This is a genomic window from Nonomuraea wenchangensis, from assembly GCF_900111685.1.
Classification (GTDB): domain Bacteria; phylum Actinomycetota; class Actinomycetes; order Streptosporangiales; family Streptosporangiaceae; genus Nonomuraea; species Nonomuraea wenchangensis.
On sequence record NZ_FOHX01000029.1, the window covers coordinates 1 to 16,807 of the forward strand.

10 protein-coding genes are annotated in these 16,807 nt (G+C 69.3%); 3 read left to right on the forward strand and 7 right to left on the reverse strand.

The window, feature by feature from the left end; all coding sequences use genetic code 11:
• The coding region (locus tag BMW85_RS46800; protein WP_177241252.1) for a transposase at nucleotides 1-246 on the forward strand (246 nt) is incomplete at its 5' end.
• Between the two features lie 954 nt (nucleotides 247-1,200).
• On the opposite strand, the gene BMW85_RS46810 is transcribed toward BMW85_RS46800, so the two are convergent.
• From BMW85_RS46810 to istA, 3 genes are all read right to left on the reverse strand, one after another.
• Nucleotides 1,201-1,680, reverse strand: a complete 480-nt coding sequence (locus BMW85_RS46810; RefSeq protein ID WP_218156246.1) for a hypothetical protein — start codon at nucleotides 1,678-1,680, stop codon at nucleotides 1,201-1,203.
• 159 nt (nucleotides 1,681-1,839) lie between these two features.
• The gene (gene istB, locus BMW85_RS46815; RefSeq protein WP_091094233.1) at nucleotides 1,840-2,613 is read right to left on the reverse strand and encodes an IS21-like element helper ATPase IstB; all 774 of its coding nucleotides are present in this window, start codon (nucleotides 2,611-2,613) and stop codon (nucleotides 1,840-1,842) included.
• Nucleotides 2,614-2,669: 56 nt separating this feature from the next.
• Nucleotides 2,670-4,073: an IS21 family transposase gene (gene istA, locus BMW85_RS46820; protein ID WP_091094234.1), complete on the reverse strand. Its 1,404-nt coding sequence runs from the start codon at nucleotides 4,071-4,073 to the stop codon at nucleotides 2,670-2,672.
• Nucleotides 4,074-4,153: 80 nt separating this feature from the next.
• Between istA and BMW85_RS46825 the strand changes: the two genes are divergently transcribed.
• Both BMW85_RS46825 and BMW85_RS46830 read left to right on the forward strand, forming a co-directional pair.
• Entirely contained in the window at nucleotides 4,154-5,863 is a 1,710-nt protein-coding gene (locus BMW85_RS46825) for a type IV secretory system conjugative DNA transfer family protein (RefSeq protein ID WP_091094235.1), read from the forward strand.
• Nucleotides 5,860-6,384 (forward strand): hypothetical protein, encoded by a 525-nt coding sequence (locus tag BMW85_RS46830; RefSeq protein WP_091094236.1) that lies wholly within the window; start codon nucleotides 5,860-5,862, stop codon nucleotides 6,382-6,384. Before BMW85_RS46825 ends, BMW85_RS46830 begins: the two co-directional genes overlap by 4 nt.
• Nucleotides 6,385-6,393: 9 nt before the next feature.
• On the opposite strand, the gene BMW85_RS46835 is transcribed toward BMW85_RS46830, so the two are convergent.
• From BMW85_RS46835 to pglY, 4 genes are read right to left on the reverse strand one after another with little or no spacing between them, the layout of a single operon-like run.
• Nucleotides 6,394-8,601 carry a DEAD/DEAH box helicase gene (locus tag BMW85_RS46835; RefSeq protein WP_091094237.1) on the reverse strand — a complete coding sequence of 736 codons (2,208 nt, stop codon included), beginning with the start codon at nucleotides 8,599-8,601 and terminating at the stop codon, nucleotides 6,394-6,396.
• Nucleotides 8,601-9,929 (reverse strand): BREX system ATP-binding protein BrxD, encoded by a 1,329-nt coding sequence (gene brxD, locus BMW85_RS46840; RefSeq protein ID WP_091094238.1) that lies wholly within the window; start codon nucleotides 9,927-9,929, stop codon nucleotides 8,601-8,603. The genes BMW85_RS46835 and brxD overlap by 1 nt, the downstream gene beginning before the upstream one ends.
• A gap of 25 nt (nucleotides 9,930-9,954) precedes the next feature.
• The gene (pglZ, locus tag BMW85_RS46845) at nucleotides 9,955-12,849 is read right to left on the reverse strand and encodes a BREX-2 system phosphatase PglZ (protein WP_218156247.1); all 2,895 of its coding nucleotides are present in this window, start codon (nucleotides 12,847-12,849) and stop codon (nucleotides 9,955-9,957) included.
• An 8-nt stretch (nucleotides 12,850-12,857) separates the two neighbouring features.
• Entirely contained in the window at nucleotides 12,858-16,781 is a 3,924-nt protein-coding gene (gene pglY, locus BMW85_RS46850; protein WP_091094240.1) for a BREX-2 system ATPase PglY, read from the reverse strand.
• Between the last annotated feature and the right edge of the window lie 26 nt (nucleotides 16,782-16,807).

The following is a 16,807-nucleotide window of genomic DNA, read 5'->3' on the forward strand; positions in this document are numbered from 1 at the left end:
CGCGCCCTGATCGAGGCGCGTCCGTGGCTGACGGTGTTCTACCTGCCGACCTACGCACCCGACCTCAACCCGGTGGAGATGGCGTGGTCGCACCTCAAACGCAGCCTGGGCAATCTGGCCCCCTGCACACTCGACGAACTCGCCAAGGTCATCCGCAGCCGACTCAAGCAGATGCAGTACCGCGCCAGCCTCCTGGACGCCTTCCTGGCACACACCGGCCTGATCACGAACCCGAGATCGACATGAAACCTCAAACTTTCAATCTCTGTAGCAGACGATTAGCCCGATCTTTCGTGATCTTGGCGTGACCGGCTGAGCGGTCCGGGCAGGCGTTCGCGAGGGCGTTCAAGGCGACGTCTCGGCCCCGCCGGACGAGCGCCGCCGGTTTCTGGCCTCCGCGCCGCTCGACGAACCAGGGGCTGGAGCGGCGCAAGGAGCGCAAGTTCCCCGACCCTGCTGGCGTTCGTCGCCCGAGACCGCGGTCGACCAGCTCGATGAGGTGGTGGCCCCTGTTCGACCAGGCCGTCAGCGCGCGGGAGTCGCGAGCCAGATGGACGAGGCAGCTCCGTCAAGCGCTGAGCCTCACGACCTCGGCCCTGCGCCACTTCCCCGACATCCTCGCCGCCCGCGCCAGCGATGTCGTGGCTATCGATGCCAAGACCCACTTGCCCGCCAGCCGCTCCCGCCGCTACGCCATCAGTCGTGACTTAATAGCGAAATTGCTGGGATCGATCACTCGCGTCGCAGTGATATCCGTGTTACTCGGGTTCTGACAGCATGGGCAGGATCGCTTCCCCATCGCGGCCGGTGGCTGTATGCGGGCGGCCACTTGTCACCGCAGATGGGCGGACGGACGTCCAGTACCGTGCCGTTTGCCGCCAGGAAGGCCAGGACCGCCGGTGATCCGCATGCTGATCTCGATCGCGTTCAACCGGCACCTGTCCGGCGATCCTCGCTATGTGTGCTGCGCGACGTGCGGCACCACGGCCAGCGAATACCAGGCCCCGCTGCGGGTCTTGACGCGGTTCACCACCGTCGACGGTCGCCTGGTCGACGGGGACCAGACACCGCCGGAATGGACCTGCCCCTCCTGCGGCCGCACTAGCCCGCTCCAGGTGGGCGAGTTATTGCCGAACGACACGCTCTGTCGGCGTACTCATTGGTGTGCAGAGGTGCGTACGAGTATTCGTGCAGAGGACGTCAGGAGTGGGCGAAGAGGGTGAGTGTGCAGCTGGAAGCGATGGCGAGAGTGTGACCCGTTGATGAGAATCCCGCCGCGCGGATCTCGCATGCTTCTTCGCGGTGAATGTGCCACCAGGTTGATCCGGCTTCGTCGCGGTAGGGATCACCCTGGTTGGACAGCAGGACGCTTTCGATGGGCCAGTCGGGCGTGACGATGTCGATGGACCATCCGCTGGTGGTGGTCGTGTGCAGGCCGCCACCCAGGAGTCCGGAAATCTGGATGGCAGTACCTGCGAGAGGGCCTATTCCTCCGCAGGTGAGGATGTAGTCGTCAGGCCATGCTGGCTCTGGATCGGGGTCGCGTGCTATGCGCTGGCCGGTGACGCAGTTGACGACGCCGCGCCCCTGATGAGAGGTCACGAGGATGAGGTCTTCGCCCGAGTCTGGGTGCGGGCCGAATCCGACGCCGGTCAGGCCGCCGACGGCTAAGGGTGGCAAGGGGCGCCATGGCGGGGGCGGTAGTTGAAGCGGAGCGTTGCGGAATCGAGCGCGAAGGCGTTCTTGATGGGCGTTCAAGGTGTCGAGTCCTGTCGGCTGTCTGGACGTGGTGCAGGGAAGAGGCATCGTATGCCTGGCAGGGGCGAGACGCGTGCCTGGTCAGCCGGTGGCGGCGATCTCCGTTGTCACGGCGGCAAGTCGATTCTTGAGCCGGTAACTGGGGCCGTTGATCGCGATGACCTCGCAGTGGTGCAGCAGGCGGTCGAGGATGGCACTGGCCAGCACCTCGTCGCCGAAGACCTGGCCCCACTCGCTGAAAGCCTTGTTGCTCGTCAGCAAGATCGAACCCTTTTCATACCTCTTCGAAATCATCTGGAAGACCAGGTTGGCCTCGTCACGGGCCAGAGGCAGGTACCCCACCTCATCCAGCACCAGGACGTGCGGGCGCAGATAAGCCCGCAGCTTGGAGGCGAGCCGGCCGATGGCGTCGGCGGCTTTGAGCTGGCGGACCATGTCATCAAGGGTGGTGAAGTAGACGCTGAAGCCGGCGCGGCAGGCGGCGACGGCCAATGCGACAGCGATGTGGGTCTTGCCGACCCCCGGAGGGCCCAGCAAGGCGGCGTTGGCCTTGGCCTCGACGAATGCCAAGGTGGCCAGGTCGCGGACCTTGCGGGCGTCCAGCTCCGGTTGGTAGGAGAAGTCGTAGTCGTCGAGGGTCTTGTGGTGGGGCATCTTGGAGATGCGCAGAGCGTGCCGGATGCGGCGTTCCTCGCGGACGGCGTGTTCTTCTTCCAGCACCAGATCCAGGAAGTCCAGGTAACCCAGCCGGGCGGCGTCGGCGCGGCCGACATGCTCGTTCAAGTGCTCGGCCAGGTGCGGCAGGCCCAGCTTGGTGGCGGTGGCGCGGATGCGGGCGGTGACCAGCTCACTCAACGTCTGATGTCCCTTGTGCGTGCGGAAGGTCGGCTCGGAGCGGTAGGTGCGGCTGATCAGGAGAACGGGCCGGTCCCGGTGATCTGGTCATAGACCGACAGCGGCCGACGGCCGACCTTGACGTTGGCCGCGTCGGCCCTGGCAAGCAGGAAGCGCAGCGCTCCGGTCGGTTCGTGACCGGCGCGGCGTGCCGTCAGCTCATCCGCCGGCGCCATGTGGTTTTCGCCGCTGGTCGTGGTGGCGCGGGTGTGGCCGTCGGGCAGAGCGCGCCAGTGCTCTGGGTCGACCACCCGGGCACCGCGGCCGACCGCTCGCGGGTGCACGGCCAGCAGCGTGATGCCCTGTTCGTCCGGCACGGTGGTGTGCAGGCTGACGGTGGCTGAAGAGGCGCGCACCTCCACCAACTGCCGAGGCACGACCTTGGTCGCCGGCACCGAATACAGGTTGGCTTCGAAGGCGACCAGGCAGTCCTTGCCCACGTGGCGCAGATGCCGGTTGGCCACGATATAGGGCCGCGACGGGATCGGGCGCAGCGCGGCGTGGTCACGGCGGGCCCGCACTCCGATCACCTCGCCATGCGTTCGGTGGGTCAGCCGGCGGCGCAGCGGCACCCAGGCCAGAAACGCGTTGTCAAGATCATCCAGCGACGCGAACGAGCGGCCTGCCAACACATGGTCACGCACGATGGACACCTGGCGTTCCACCCGGCCCTTGCCGGTGGGCCGGTAGGCGGCCAGCACGTCGATGTCGAAGTCGTAATGCCCGGCGAACGCCACCGCCTCCGGGTGCAGCGGCACCGCCTTGCCCGGGGCCACGTGCCGGCGCACCACCGTCTTGGTGCGGTCATAGACGATCGAGCCTGGCACGCCGCCGAAGTGCTCGAATGCCCGCCGGTGGCAGGCCCAGAAGGTGGCCAGGTCCTGGCTGGTGGTGAAGCAGCAGAACGGGTCGCGCGAGTACGACAGAACCATGTGAAAGGAGTAGACCTTGACGATCCCGACATGCGCCAAGATGGCGCCCTCATCGCCCCAGTCGACCTGTGCCTGAGCGCCGGGCACCACCTCGAACCGCCGGTGCAGCCGGGCCAGCTCGTTCGGGCTATAACCCAACTCCGCGGCGATCCGCGGCCGCGCTTGCTGCAGATAGAGCTTGACTCGCTGGTAATTGCCGGTGAAGCCGTACTCCTCAACCAGCCGTTCATGGATGACCGTGCCCTTCAACAGCAGCTCGGCCCGCAACCACGCATCGATCACCGGTGCGTATGCATCGATCATCTGGTTGCGCCGACTCGGCCGCGCCGCAGCCGTCGGAGGCGCCACCGGCCCCTCGTGCTCCAGGTATTTGCGCACCGTGCGCCAGTTCAGCCCGGTCTCTCGGGCGATCTCCGAGATCGACGCCCCCGATTCGCGCAAGGTCCGGAACCGGCGCAGCTCCAGCCACCGCTCGGCCTCCAGCACCATCGCCTCGCCTCCGCCAAGATGATCAACATCACTTAGCAGGCTTTACCAACACCGCCCAACTACGGCAGCGGACACACCGCTTGCCTCTGCACGTTTACCTGTACCTGACTCTGCACATGGCCCCGTACGCCGACAACCGGCTGCGTGATCCACGCCGCCGCCACGGCCTCGCACTGCGCTGGCGGCTGCTGTGGCGGATGTCGCCTGGCCGCGGCTACGCCCGGCGGCTGGAGCTGTACCGGCACTATGGTCTGCCAGCGGCCCGCAAGGTCGCACGTCAAGCGCGCCCCTCACTGTCCACCCGGTGGGCCCGCTACCGGGCCCACCACCGCGAGCTGGCCATCTTCCTCGGCTGGGCCCAAGGCTGGCTCTGGCGCTGGCGCGTCTACGCCACCTTCGAAGACAACGTGCTCATCCTCGCCCCGCAGAAAGAAGGCAAGACCGCACACCTGGCCGGTCGCATCATCGACGCACCCGGAGCAGTGATCGCCACCAGCATCCGCGACGACATCGTGGAACTGACTGCCGGACTCCGCGGCCGCCACGCCGCCGTGCACCTGTTCAACCCCGAACAAGTCGGCGAATGGCGCAGCACCGTGCGCTGGTCTCCCGTGGACGGTTGCCAAGACCCCGCCACCGCCATTCGGCGAGCCGCGCACTGGGTCGCCGCCACCGACACCGGCGGCCTGTCCGACCAAGGATTCTGGACCAACCAGGCCGCCATGGTTCTCGCCGCGCTGCTGCACGCCGCCGCGCTGGAAGGCTTGGGCATGCCCGAGGTGGACGCCTGGGCACTGGATGAGGACCCCGCCCCGCTGACCATCCTGACCCGGCCCCGCCCGGGCCTCAACACCGAACGCGCCGCCGCCCAGGTCCGCCGCTACCACGCCCTGCACGTCCGCACCCGCGACTCCATCTTCCTCACCCTGCGCCAAGTCCTGCAGTGCATGGACGACCCCGCCACCGCCTGGGCACTGTGCCCCGCCCCCGGACAGGGCCTGGACCTGGCCGCCCTGATGCGTCGCCGCGAAACCCTCTACCTGATCTCCGGCGACAACCTCAGTCCTGCCACCCCCATCCTGTTCAGCATGCTGGTGGCCGAACTCCACCACACCGCACGCCAGCTCGCCTCTCGCCGTACCAGCCGCCGCCTCGACCCGCCCGTCACCTTCGTCCTGGACGAGGCACCGACCATCAGCCCGATCACCCAGTTGCCCCAATGGCTGGCCACTGCCGCAGGCTCCGGGCTGTGCTTCCTGCTCGGCGGCCAGTCCCGCTCGCAGTTCGAGGAGCGGTGGGGCGACCGCGCCGCCAAGACCATCTGGAACAACTGCAAGGCCAAGATGCTGTTCGGCGCGACCAGCGACGAAGGCGACACCGAGACCATGTCCCAGCTGTGCGGGCAGATCGCACTGCCGTACTGGGAGACCTCCATCGACGGCTCCAGCAAACGTGTCCGCACCCGCCGGTGGGAGATGGTGCCGGTCCTACCCCCGGAAGAGGCCCGGATGCTGCGCACCTGGCGCGCCCTGGTGGTGCGCCGCAACGCGGCGCCTACCATTGTCCGGACCGAACGGGTATGGAAACGCGCTGACTACAAGCGCTGGCGGGCCCGCGACGGCCACCTCCCGCTCCAGCGCCTCAACCCGCCTCCGGACCCGAGCACCCCACCCGACGCAAACCACCCGCCCGCCGCCGCCCCCCAGCCCCCGAACGGCATCCAGACCCCCCGCGGTGACACTCCAACCCGGCCCTGGCACAACAACCCATCCGGCCCCGGCGACACATGAGCGACTCCTATGGCGAGACCGGCACTACAGCGGACGCGAACGCCGAGATCATCGCCGATCTCGCCGCCGAACTGGAACAGCTCGCCGCCGTCGTCGCCGACCTGACCGCCCGATCGTCAAAGACGCGCAAGTCCGAGCCCGAACCGCCGCCGCGGCCGTGGTCCTGGCTGCCCATGCCACACACCGAAAAGGCCGATCGGCTCGCCGAACTCGGTGACTGGCTCACCCAGGTGCTGTTCGCCTGGCCCCACGCCGAGCGTGCGATCCTGCCCTGTTGGATGCGGCACTGGGACGTCATCGAAGAACTGTCCATGCTGTACTGCTGTTGGAAGACGGCCTACCTATGGGACGAAGCGACCGCCAGCGACGCCGCCCAGTTTCTTGACCACTGGCTGCCGAACGCCGTGGCTCGCATCGAGGTACGGCTACGGCCCTGCGGCCAAGGCCACCACCCCGACAGGCCACGTCGCGACGATGCCGCTGCTCTCGGACCGGTAGTGGACAAGCTGCGCTGGCTGTAAGCCGACCGCTCAGCGGACACCGCCACCGGCATCCCCGAGCTGCAGGCGGACCGGCTCGGCCAGCACAGCGCGAGCTCCGTCGAAATCCGCCAGCCGGGCCGCCACCGTCGCCACCGCCAGCCGTTCCGGCAGGACCGCGGAGAACTTCAGCCCACTGACCGCACGACGGTCCACGTCCGGCAGCACCAGCATCTCCCCATCACCGACGCCGCTCCGTGCCTCCTGCCAGATCGCAGGCGTCAAGTCCTCGCGCAAGCGCACGAACAAATCCGTCGGCCGCTGCACCGGATCGGCGATCGACGGCAGCGTGGCGGCGAGCGTCGCATTGGCGCGATAACCGGCCCAGGTCCACCACCGCACATCGTCACCCACCCGGCTGATCAGTGTCCCCGCTGGGTGCACGACGTCGGGAGCCTTCTCGCGCCATTCGGCGAGTCTGGCCTGCGCGCGGCGAGTCAGCGAGACCGGCGGGTCAGCGCCGAGCAGGACCTCCCGCATGGCCCGAGTCAAGGCGTAGGACAAACCCGCGATGCCGCCGCTGCTCCACTTGGCGACTCCGCCGCCGTCGGCCGGCTCGACGAAGGCCCGCCTGCGCGCCCAGTCGATGAAGGTCACCCGCCAGCTCCGACCGCCGAGCAGCAGCAGGCGAGGTCCGGCCCGCTCCTCGGTCAGCACCGATGGGTCGGTCTGCCCGATTTCCTGGCGACCGGCCAGCACGGTGAACTGCGGTGGCGCGGTGAAGGAAGCGGTCAGCTCGATGAAGTTGCGCCGTCCGAACCGCTTTTCGGCCTCGGGGCCGATGAACAGCATCCCACCATCCTCGTCGAGGTACCCGTTGTCGAGCATGTGCCGCAAGATGGGAGCCGCTGAGCGGTCGAAGGGGGCCAGGCCGTTCCACTCCTGCTGCCACATGTGGTCGCCGATCCGGTGCTGCTGAAGGGTGACGGCGAGCAGTTGTTGCGCCACCAGATGGCGTGGTTGCGGCGGTGCGTTCACTGGCTCGACCCAGCCTCGGCCCCACAGGAGCAGCAGCCCTGCTGTCTGAAGCAGCGCCTCTCCCCTCGTCGCGAGGAACAGGCAGTTGCGCACGGTGCCCGCCCGCCTGCCGGTGCGCCCGATGCGCTGCAGGAACGAGGCCACGGTGCCAGGCGCGTCCACCTGGATCACCCGGTCCAGATCGCCGACGTCGATACCGAGTTCCAGCGTGGAGGTGGAGACGATGACGCAGTTGCGGGCCTCCGCGAAGGCCCGCTCCGAACGAGCGCGCTCCTCCGTTGACAGCGACGCGTGAGACAAGAAGACGTCCACCTCACGGGCGCGCAGCGCCGCACCCAACTGCTCCACCTGTCGGCGCGAGTCGCAGAACACCAGCCGCTTCTCTCCCCGGTGAAGAGCGGCTATCAGCTTCGCTGCATTGTCCAGCGAGCCGACATAGTCGAGCTCGACTTCACCGGCCGGGCTGGTGGCCACCGAACGAAGAACGTCCGAGGTGTCGACCACGTCACCTGGGTCGGGTGCGGCGGAGATCTCACGCCGTAGATCAGGTGCCACCACCTGGCCGACCCGCTTCCCGGCGTCGGCCCCTTGCAGCCATTCGAGCAGCCGATCCGGGTTCCCCACGGTCGCCGACAAGCCGATCCGCTGAAGGGGGTGGCCGGTCACGCGTTCCAGCCGTTCCATCACGGCCAGCAGGTGCCAGCCGCGGTCGTCACCGGCGAAAGCGTGCACCTCGTCGATGACCACCGCTCGGACGCGGCCCAGCAGATGGGCGTGGTCGGTCTTCACGCCGATCAGCATCGCCTCCAGCGATTCGGGCGTGGTGAGCAGGACGTCGGGCGGGTCGGTGCGGATCCGCCGCCGCTGTGATTCGCGGACATCGCCGTGCCAGAGCGCGGCCCGGCGCCCGAGCCATTGGGCGTAGGTATCGATGCGCGGCAGGAGGTTGTTGAGCAGCGCCTTGAGCGGACACAGATACAGCACCGAGGTGCCGGCCCAGCGCCGTTGCGCCATCGCCGACAGCAGCGGGAAGCAGGCCGCCTCGGTCTTACCGCCCGCGGTCGGGGCGAGCAGGACGGCGTCCTCGCCGTCCATCAGCGGCCCGATCGCCGCCCGCTGCAGCGGCCGCAAGTCTGGCCAGCCGAGGCTGTTCACGATGTGGTGCAGGACGACCGGGTCGAGCCGGTCCAGCACGTCACCGGGCTCGCCGTCGGGCACCATCACAGGTCCAGGTCCACGTTGTCGGCTGAGGCGGCGACGTTCCGTTCGATGTCGGTGAACTCGTCGCTGCGCACGGTCAGCCTGTAATGCAGCCGGGGATCGAAATCCTCAAACTGGTCGATGCGGTCGAGCACGTCACCGACGAGCTTCTTCAGAAACAACCGGGGAGCCACACCCACCTTGCCGCCCAGCGCCCCGCCGACCGCCCGTGCCAGATCGGCGACGTACGCGTCATCCGCGAGCTCCTTGATCCTTTCTGGAGCGCCGGCTCCAGCGGCGTAGAGATCGCGGACGGTCACTCCCAGGTCCACCAGCGATTCCAGGGTGAAGCCGGGTAGCCGGAGTTGCACCGCACGCGGGTTGTCGAAACGCGGGTCGGTGCTGAAGTCGGTCGCCAGCCGCTGCGCCAGCGGCGCCAGGCGCTGCACTCCCTGCTGCCCGTCGTAGAACGCGGGAGTTCCGGTGACCACCAGATACAGGCCAGGGAAGCGGCCCGAGTGCACCTCGTCGATGAGCTGCCGCAGCGCGTTGAGCGCCTTGTCGCGTGCGTCGGCGCGCACCCGCTGCAACGTCTCGACCTCGTCCAGCACGACGAGAAGCCCGGGATGTCCGCAGTCACGCAGTACCGTCAGCAGCCCCTGCAGGAAGCCGAGCGCCCCGAAGTGGTCGAGGTTGCCGCGCACGCCCGCGAACCGGCGTGCGGCACTGGCGACGTGCGGCTGCCCGCCGAGCCAGGCCAGCACCGCGGCGGCGGTCACCTCATCTCCTTCGGCTAGCGCGGCCCGGTATCCGCGCAGCGCCGCCGCGAACGACGGCGCGTGCCGCGACACCTCGGTGAGCCGGGCGACCAGCAGCTTGTTCACCTCGGCGCCCAGCTCGCCCTCGTCCGCCCCGGCGGCGAGGGCGTCCTCCTCCAGCGCGTAGAACCACGCGTCCACCACCGACCGCAGCGCGCTCGGTGGGAAGCTGGCCGTGGTGAGCCGTTCGGTCAGCCGCCGGTAGACGGTCTCCAGCCGGTGCAGGGGCGTCTCGGTCTCCGAGATCTGGATCTCGGAGACGGCGAAGTTTCGCCGTTTGGCCCGCTCCCCCAGCCAGCGGGCGAAGAACGTCTTGCCGGATCCGTACTCTCCTCGCACGGCCTTGAACACTGACGCGCCGGAGGCGACCGCGTCCAGTTCGGCGTCCAGCGCCGAGGTGAACCTGTCGAGGCCCGTGGCGAGCAGGTCGAGCCCGCTGTCGGGCACGGCGCCACGCCGCAGCGCGTCGATCACGGCACGGCGGCGCACCGCACTGACCTGGGCGGAACGGGACGGCCGAGCGGTGTTCACGCCTGCCAGTCTCCCATCGTGCTCGTCATGCCAGCTCGAACTGGTCGCGCAGTAGCCCCGTGTTCAGCCGCAGCGTGCGCCCGTCGGGCATGGTCTCCAGGACCTGCACCCCGTCATAGTTGAGGAGCTGGCGTAGGACGGCGGCGAAACCATCGGCTCGGCCGGCGGGATAGCCGACGCGCTGGGCCAGTGCCGTGACCGGGAGAGCACCTGTATCGAGCAGTGCCCGCACCGCCTTGCCGACCTTGTCCAGGGGGGGCTTACGCGCCAGCAGTCCCACCTGCGCCTGGAAGATCTCCGATTCCAACAAGGCGTCGACCAGGGCGTCGTCAGGCGAGGCCAGGCGAGCAGCGAGGAGGGCGTCATCCCCTCCGGGAGCCAGAACCACGTCGAACAGCGCGTCGCTCATCGCGGCCTGCGCCTGCGCCGCCTTGGACGGCCTGGCGCGCCGCTTCGGTTCGACCGCCGCGGTGGGAACCGGCGTGACGGGGCGGGCGGGCTCCGCTCCCTCCGGCCACCAGGCTGGGCGTTGGTCGCCGAGCTCACGCCATCCCTTGGGCGGCTCCGCACCGAAGGGCAGGAACGCCAGGACGGGGATGGTGACCTCGGCGAGCGAGGCCCCGCCGTGATAGCCGGCCTTCTGCGCCGTGTAACGGGAGTCCGCATCCCATAGCGCCACGATCTCGGCGCCTGGTTCCGGCCACACCACCCGCGCCCCGGACAGCACGATCTCGCTCTCGCGCAGCGAACCAGCAGGGGTGCGGTGCCGTGCGGAGGCGATGCCGTCGCCGTCGACCTTGCTTCCGTGACGGTCCACGACGTGTCCGTGGTCACTGGTGAGGATCACCGCCATGCCCTGGGCCGCGGCCACACGCAGCAGCTCCCTCAGCTTGCCGATCTGGTCGAGGCGCCATGCGCCGTCGCCGAGCTTCTGCTCCTTGGCGAGTCGGTCGTCGATGGTGTTCAGCACGACCGCCACATGCGTGTGCTCCTCGGCGAGGGCCTCGGTCAGGTCCGGTCCGAACGCATCGCCGGCACTCTGGCCCCGCAGGTCGTCCTTGTGGAAGACCGCCGCCCTAGCCCCGCCCCAGAACCGGTGCGCGGGAAACAGCCGCTTCTCATCGGCCTGCGCGCCCTTCATCAGCTTCCCGGCGAACAGCGAGGTCCGGGACACCGCGGTCAGCGTCGGAAGGGCGGCGGCCATGGCACGCCGCCGCGGTGGCCGGTCCGCCAAGTCCGGCACCGGGTCGTACTCGGCCCACTGCCGACGCAGCTCTTCGCCCAGCTCGGTGGCGATCGCCGCGCTCATGCCATCCAGGACCAGCAGCAGCACGCGCCGCCCTGTCTTGGCCCCTACGACCGGCTTCACCACCCGGGTGAGGAACGACTCCACGGTTAGCATCGAGCCAGGGTCCGTGCCCGCTGCGGTCCAGGTGGCGAGCGTCCGCGCGAAGGCGTGATCGACCTCGCGCCGTCTCTTGCGCACGCGGCTTCCCAGCGCGTCGTAGGCGGCTTTCAGCTCCGGATGGGGGTCGCCTCCGGCCTCGATGTGCTCCAGGGCCTGGTCCACCCAGCCGGTCTCGGCGAGGTGGCGTTCGATCGCCGCCGCGACGGTCTCCGCCCCGGTGGCCGGGCTGGTGGCGAGCCATCGTGCGAGCCGCTGTCCCATCCGGGCACGTTCGATGCGTAGGCGCACGTCCGCGTCGACGGCCAGGTGGTGCGCGGCCAGCTCCTGGACGGCCTGGGTGAGCGCGGCGGGTTCCTCGCCGGCCAGCGACCGCCCGGCCCGCGCGAAGCGGGCTTCCAATCCGGCCGCCAGGACCGGGCTGGCCTCCACCGCGGTCTCTGCGCCGAGTTGCCGGGCCAGCGGGGCGGCCCTGTCCAGCACCGTGCTGGTGATCCTGCGTGCCTCGCGTGCCGCTTCCTCTTCCCCGCCGGCACGCCCCGCCTCCAGCAACGTGGTGACGAACTCCTCGCAGGAGCGGCCGAACGCGGCCACGAGGGTGTCGAGCGCCTCCCCGGCTGCGGGCGGCTCGTCGCCGAACCACCGTTCGGCCCGTCCCCGCACCCGGTAGATCTGGGCATCGGCCTCGGCGTGCAGCCACAGTGCCGCGCACAGCAGCCCGAAAGACACCGCGTCGGCTCCGTGCTCTGCCTCCACCAGCGCCAGCAGCGCCCGCCCGGCGAGCCCCGCCTGGTCCTCCTCGCCGAGGAACGCCGACAGCCCGGCGCGTTCCGGGCCACGCAGCGTGAGTAGCCGCTCCGGCCCGCCAGGGGTGAGCGACCACCGCAGCAGAGTGTGAATGTCGAGACCGTCGCCGCCCTGTGCCCGGCCCGCGCCCGGTGTCGCGTCCGTGTCGTAGCGGCCCAGCCGCAGGCGGCGCAGGGCGAGCGCCGCCAGCGCGGTACGACGGGACAGCACCCCTCCGGCGAGTGGCGGCCAGCCGCCCGGCGGAGTGGCGTCGAGCAGCGCTTCGGCTGCCCAGCCGTCGGCCCGCAGACGGGGGTCGACCTGTTCGGCGCCGAATGCCTCCCGGACGACGTTCCAGCCGTCGACGGTCTCGATGCGCTGCTTGTGCGCGCGGGCGAGAATGGCCGGGTCGAGCTCGCTCTGCTCCCGATCGGTCAACACGACCAGCACCGCAGGTCCCGCGGCTTCCGCCGCCACATGGCCGAGGACCAGCTCGTGCACGGCCAGCGGTGAGGGGGCCGCCGCGATCCGGGCCCGTCGTCCCTCACCCCAGGCGAGCTCCCCGGGGCCCTCCCACAGGGGCGCGGAGCGCAGCAGCACGACGCGCCGCCGTCCGCCGCCGGTGAGGGAGTCGGCCAGCGACGTCTGGGCGGACAAGAACTGGGTGACGGTCGCGGCGGTCAGCCGCAGCACGCCTGCGCTCGTCCCGCCGGCTGATGTGATGGTCACGGTTGCCATCAATCCACGACCTGCCAGGTGATCTCGACAGTGGCGCCCGGCTCGGTGGCCGCCAGCTCGGCGAGTTGCCTGCGCAGCTCGGCCACCGCCTCGTCGGCGTGCGCCGCCTTGGCCTGCTTGCGGCCCGACCGTCTTACGCCGCTGGGAACGGGATCGGCAGGGGACACAGTGCCGGAGCCCTGTTCGGGCTCCTTGCCAGACACGGGCGGGTGACTGCTCTTGCCGCTCAGGTCCACGGTGTCGGCACCGCCGCCCGGCGGGACGACAACGACCGGAGGAGGAGTGGGCCCGGGCCGCTGGTTGCGCTTGATCAGCGCGGTGACCTCGCGGCGAGTCATGTCTAGGGCGTCGATGAGGTCGGCCGTCAGCTGATCGGCCTGTGCTGTACCGCGCAGCACCTGTAGCAGCGCCTGCCCTTCTGCGCCCTGTCCCTCGGCAAGCTCCAGTGTGTCCCAGGCCGCCGTGGCCAGCGCCTGCGCAACGTCGTGCGCCCGTTTGACGCTGGTCCCGTACCTCTCGGCGTTCACTTGGCCGAGGTCGAAACGGGCCAGGGTCTCGACGGTCTTCTTCGCCCCACTGGCGCCCGCCGCGCCCTGTCCGGTCGCCGCGAGCTTCTCCAACAGCTCACACGCGCGCCGCGCGAGAGACAGGCGGCCCTTCTCGTCGGTTTCGTCAAGGCTGAGGAACGTGGCGTGCGCCTCCAGCCGGCGGACCAGCTCCGCCGTGGGCTCCCGGTAGAGGCGGGCGCTCTCGACGGTTTGCCGGGCGAACTGGTTGACCATCCGTCCGCGCCGCAGCGCCGGCGCCTTCTCCCCGAAGATGGTCTCGTACCGCCAACGAGCCTCCATCCAGTCGCCCTCATCAGGGAGCGGCTGGCTGCGCAGCGCATCGCCCGGCTTGATCTGCGACAGCTCGGGCGCCGGGTCGAGCGGGACTCCACCGCGCACCCACACCCGGTCGTCCATCTCCGCGAACGCGGCGACCACCAGGTTGGCCAGGAACGGCTCCAGCCCTCGCCGGTCCGGCTTGTCCGTCCAGCCGGCGAGTGTGATCAAACTCAGGTCGCCGGTGATGCCCTCTGTCTGCGCCATCCGTCGGAAGTGGTCGGCCCAGCGGGTGGACAGCTCGAAGTACGCCTCCTTCTGCTGGCCGAGCTCCAGCGGCTCGGCCACCCGCTTCATCAGCTTGCGGTCCTTCTCGGGGACCTCGACTCGCCGGTCGCGAGCTTCGGCTGCCGCCCGGACGTGGAGGAAGACGGTCCTGGCGTCGGCCGGTTTCACCGCGAAGCCGGTGCCCTCCCGGTCGAGATCCGGGTGCGCGGGGAACTGGTGGGCCAGCAGCTTGCCCGCGATGTCCCTGACGGCCTCGCGCATCGGTTTGGCGAAGGAGACGGTCAGGCCGCCGACGTCGGGCAGCGCCACGAGATGGTCGTCGAAACCCAGCTCGACGTCGGACGCCTTTTTGTCCGCCAGGCCGTACGCCTGCTTGAAGGCGGTCTTCACCTGCCTGACCAGGGCCGCGCGCTGGGTCTCCAGCAGTCCCTTGGCCCGGGCCCGGTTGTCGGCGTTGAGGTGGCCGGCATACTGCGTGGCGAACCGGTGGTCGTCGGCGAGCGCCTTGTCGATGACGAGCAGCCTGCAGAAGTCCGCGAATCGCTGGGCGGACAGGTGCGTGGGCACCCAGGCGACCGTGAGGGCAGCCTCGCCCTGCCGCTCCCGCAGGGCACGCATCCGGTTGACGTCGTCGACGGGACCGTACGCGCCCTCGTCGAAGGGCAGATCGACGACGAGCCGCCACCGGCCGTCGAGCTGCGGCTGCAGCTCGTGGTCCGGCAGGTCGTCCTCGTCGGCGATATTGCCGAAGATCACTTCCACCGAGCGGTGGGAACCGCGCCAGACGAAGCTCAAGTCGTCGGCGCCGAGCCTGCCGTCGGAGCGGTCCACCCCCAGCTCCTCGGCGAGCAGTCGTTTGACGAGCGCCATCCGGTTGCCGGGGTTGTTGTTGACGTTGGCGTTGGCGATCACCGAGTCGACGTCGACACCGGACAGCTCCAGCCGCACGCCGACGTTCGCGCCGGTGCCGGTCTCCTTGATCTCGGGGAAGCGGGCGGCCCACTCGGCCACCTTGCTCTTGATGATGCCGACCTCGCTGCCCGGGATGGGCGCGGTCACCGAGCCGTGGTTGAGCGCGCCGAGGCGGCGGATCGTCAGGTCGCTGAGCGCGGGCACGCTGGGCGCGAGCGCCGACAGCAGCAGCGTGCAGATCAGCCGGTTGTCACCGACGAACGACTTGCAGCGCTGGGCAAGCACAGGGTCAGTGATGCTGCCGGGGCGGTGCTGGTACCGCTCGATGTCATCCTCGGTGACGTCGTAGGAGGTCAGCAGATAGGGCCGGAGCTTGGTCTTGTACAGCTTGTCGGCGGCCTCGAAGACCACCTTCAAGCTGTCCACGAACGGCTTGTCGCCGCCGTCGGCGATCACTGGGTACAGGTCCCCGAGCGGGACCAGGTCTCCGAGCCGCAGGTCGTCCCGACGGGCGGCGAGCAGCTGCCCCATCAGCTTCAGACCGGTTCGGGAGCGCTGCAGCGCCGAGGAGATGTGGACCAGGGTGTCCATGAAGGCCGGAGAGAAGGGATAGGTCAGCCGGAACGACTCCTCGTCGGCTCCCGTCGTACCGGAGTCCGAGCCGAGCAGTGTGTCCCATACCTGCGAACCGACCCTCTTGGTCTGCTCGAACGCCGCGTCGACGAGTGCCTCCTTGCCTGGCCTGGCGTTCAGGAGGCGGGCGTGCGCGATCTGCGGGAGGTTCCGGTCCTCGAGCGTGATCTTGTCGAACCGTCCCGAGGCGAGGTTCAGTGTGTCCTGGATCGATGACTCCGCCGCGCCTGACACCTCCTCGCCGACCAGCTCGCGCAGGTCGCGCTGGCGGGCGATAAACGACACGACAGGGATGGCCCGCCGGGCGTCTCCGCCTTCCACGAAGTTCGTGATCTTGCTGGCTTCGCGGGCCACGAATTTCTGGTCGTGAATGAGCGTCGCCAGCCACAAGATCAGCTCGTCCATGAAGAGGATCAGGCCGTGGTAGCCCAGGGATTTGGCGTGCTCAGCGATCACGGACAGGCCGGCGTCGAGGGAGATGAACCCGTGCTCGTCCTCGGCCGCGTTCCTGGCGAACCCTGGCAGCAGGTTGGTGCTCGCGTCCTGCACAAGCTTGGCCCGCAGTTCGGCCGGGGTGGTCGGGTGCACCAGGTCCAGCGCCGTATCGCCGTCGTGCATCTCCTCGGCGGACAAGGCCGCATCCAGCAGCTCGGGCGTCCAGGCGAACGACTCGCCCCACTCGTCGTCCTCGTCGACCTCTGCGCCACCGGAGCCGAGCCCGCCGATGACCGCCGCGTCACCCATCCGGGCGCGCATGGCCCGAATGTCGGTGAACAGCGAGTCGGTCCGGTACACCTGTGGGATAGGCGCGTCGGGGTGCAGCTTCTTGACGTGGCTGACGTAGCCGCCGAGCACCCGCTGCTCCAGGGCCTTGGCGCCGAGCATGTGATAGGGCACGAGCAGGAATCGCTTACCGTCCGCTTCCAGCCAGTCATGCGTGGTCAGCAGGGAGTCGAACTCGCCGCGTGATCGGACCGCCCGGTTTCCGCTGAGCAGCGCGTACAGCACGGCCATGAAGTGCGACTTACCGGAACCGAACGAGCCGTGCAGGTAGGCGGCCTTGGACGTGCGGCCGTCGAGGGCGGACTTGATCAGCCTGAGCGCCTCGTCGAAGTTCTTCAGCAACCGGTCGGTGACAACGTAGTCCTTCAGGGCGTGTCCCGCGCCCTCGGGCGTCACCGCCTCGGCCAGGCTCAGCACGAAGTCCGAGGTGGAAATGGACTCCTTGATGTCGATGACATCCTTCAGGAGGGGCTGCTGTGCCATGACCTGTCTCGTTCTCCTTGTCTTCT

Bases quoted from the DNA above. Each gene is read 5' to 3' on its own strand.
- BMW85_RS46830 (WP_091094236.1), top strand. From the start codon at position 5,860: ATGAGCGACTCCTATGGCGAGACCGGCACTACAGCGGACGCGAACGCC.
- BMW85_RS46835 (WP_091094237.1), bottom strand. From the start codon at position 8,601: ATGGTGCCCGACGGCGAGCCCGGTGACGTGCTGGACCGGCTCGACCCG.
- pglY (WP_091094240.1), bottom strand. From the start codon at position 16,781: ATGGCACAGCAGCCCCTCCTGAAGGATGTCATCGACATCAAGGAGTCC.
- istA (WP_091094234.1), bottom strand. From the start codon at position 4,073: ATGGTGCTGGAGGCCGAGCGGTGGCTGGAGCTGCGCCGGTTCCGGACC.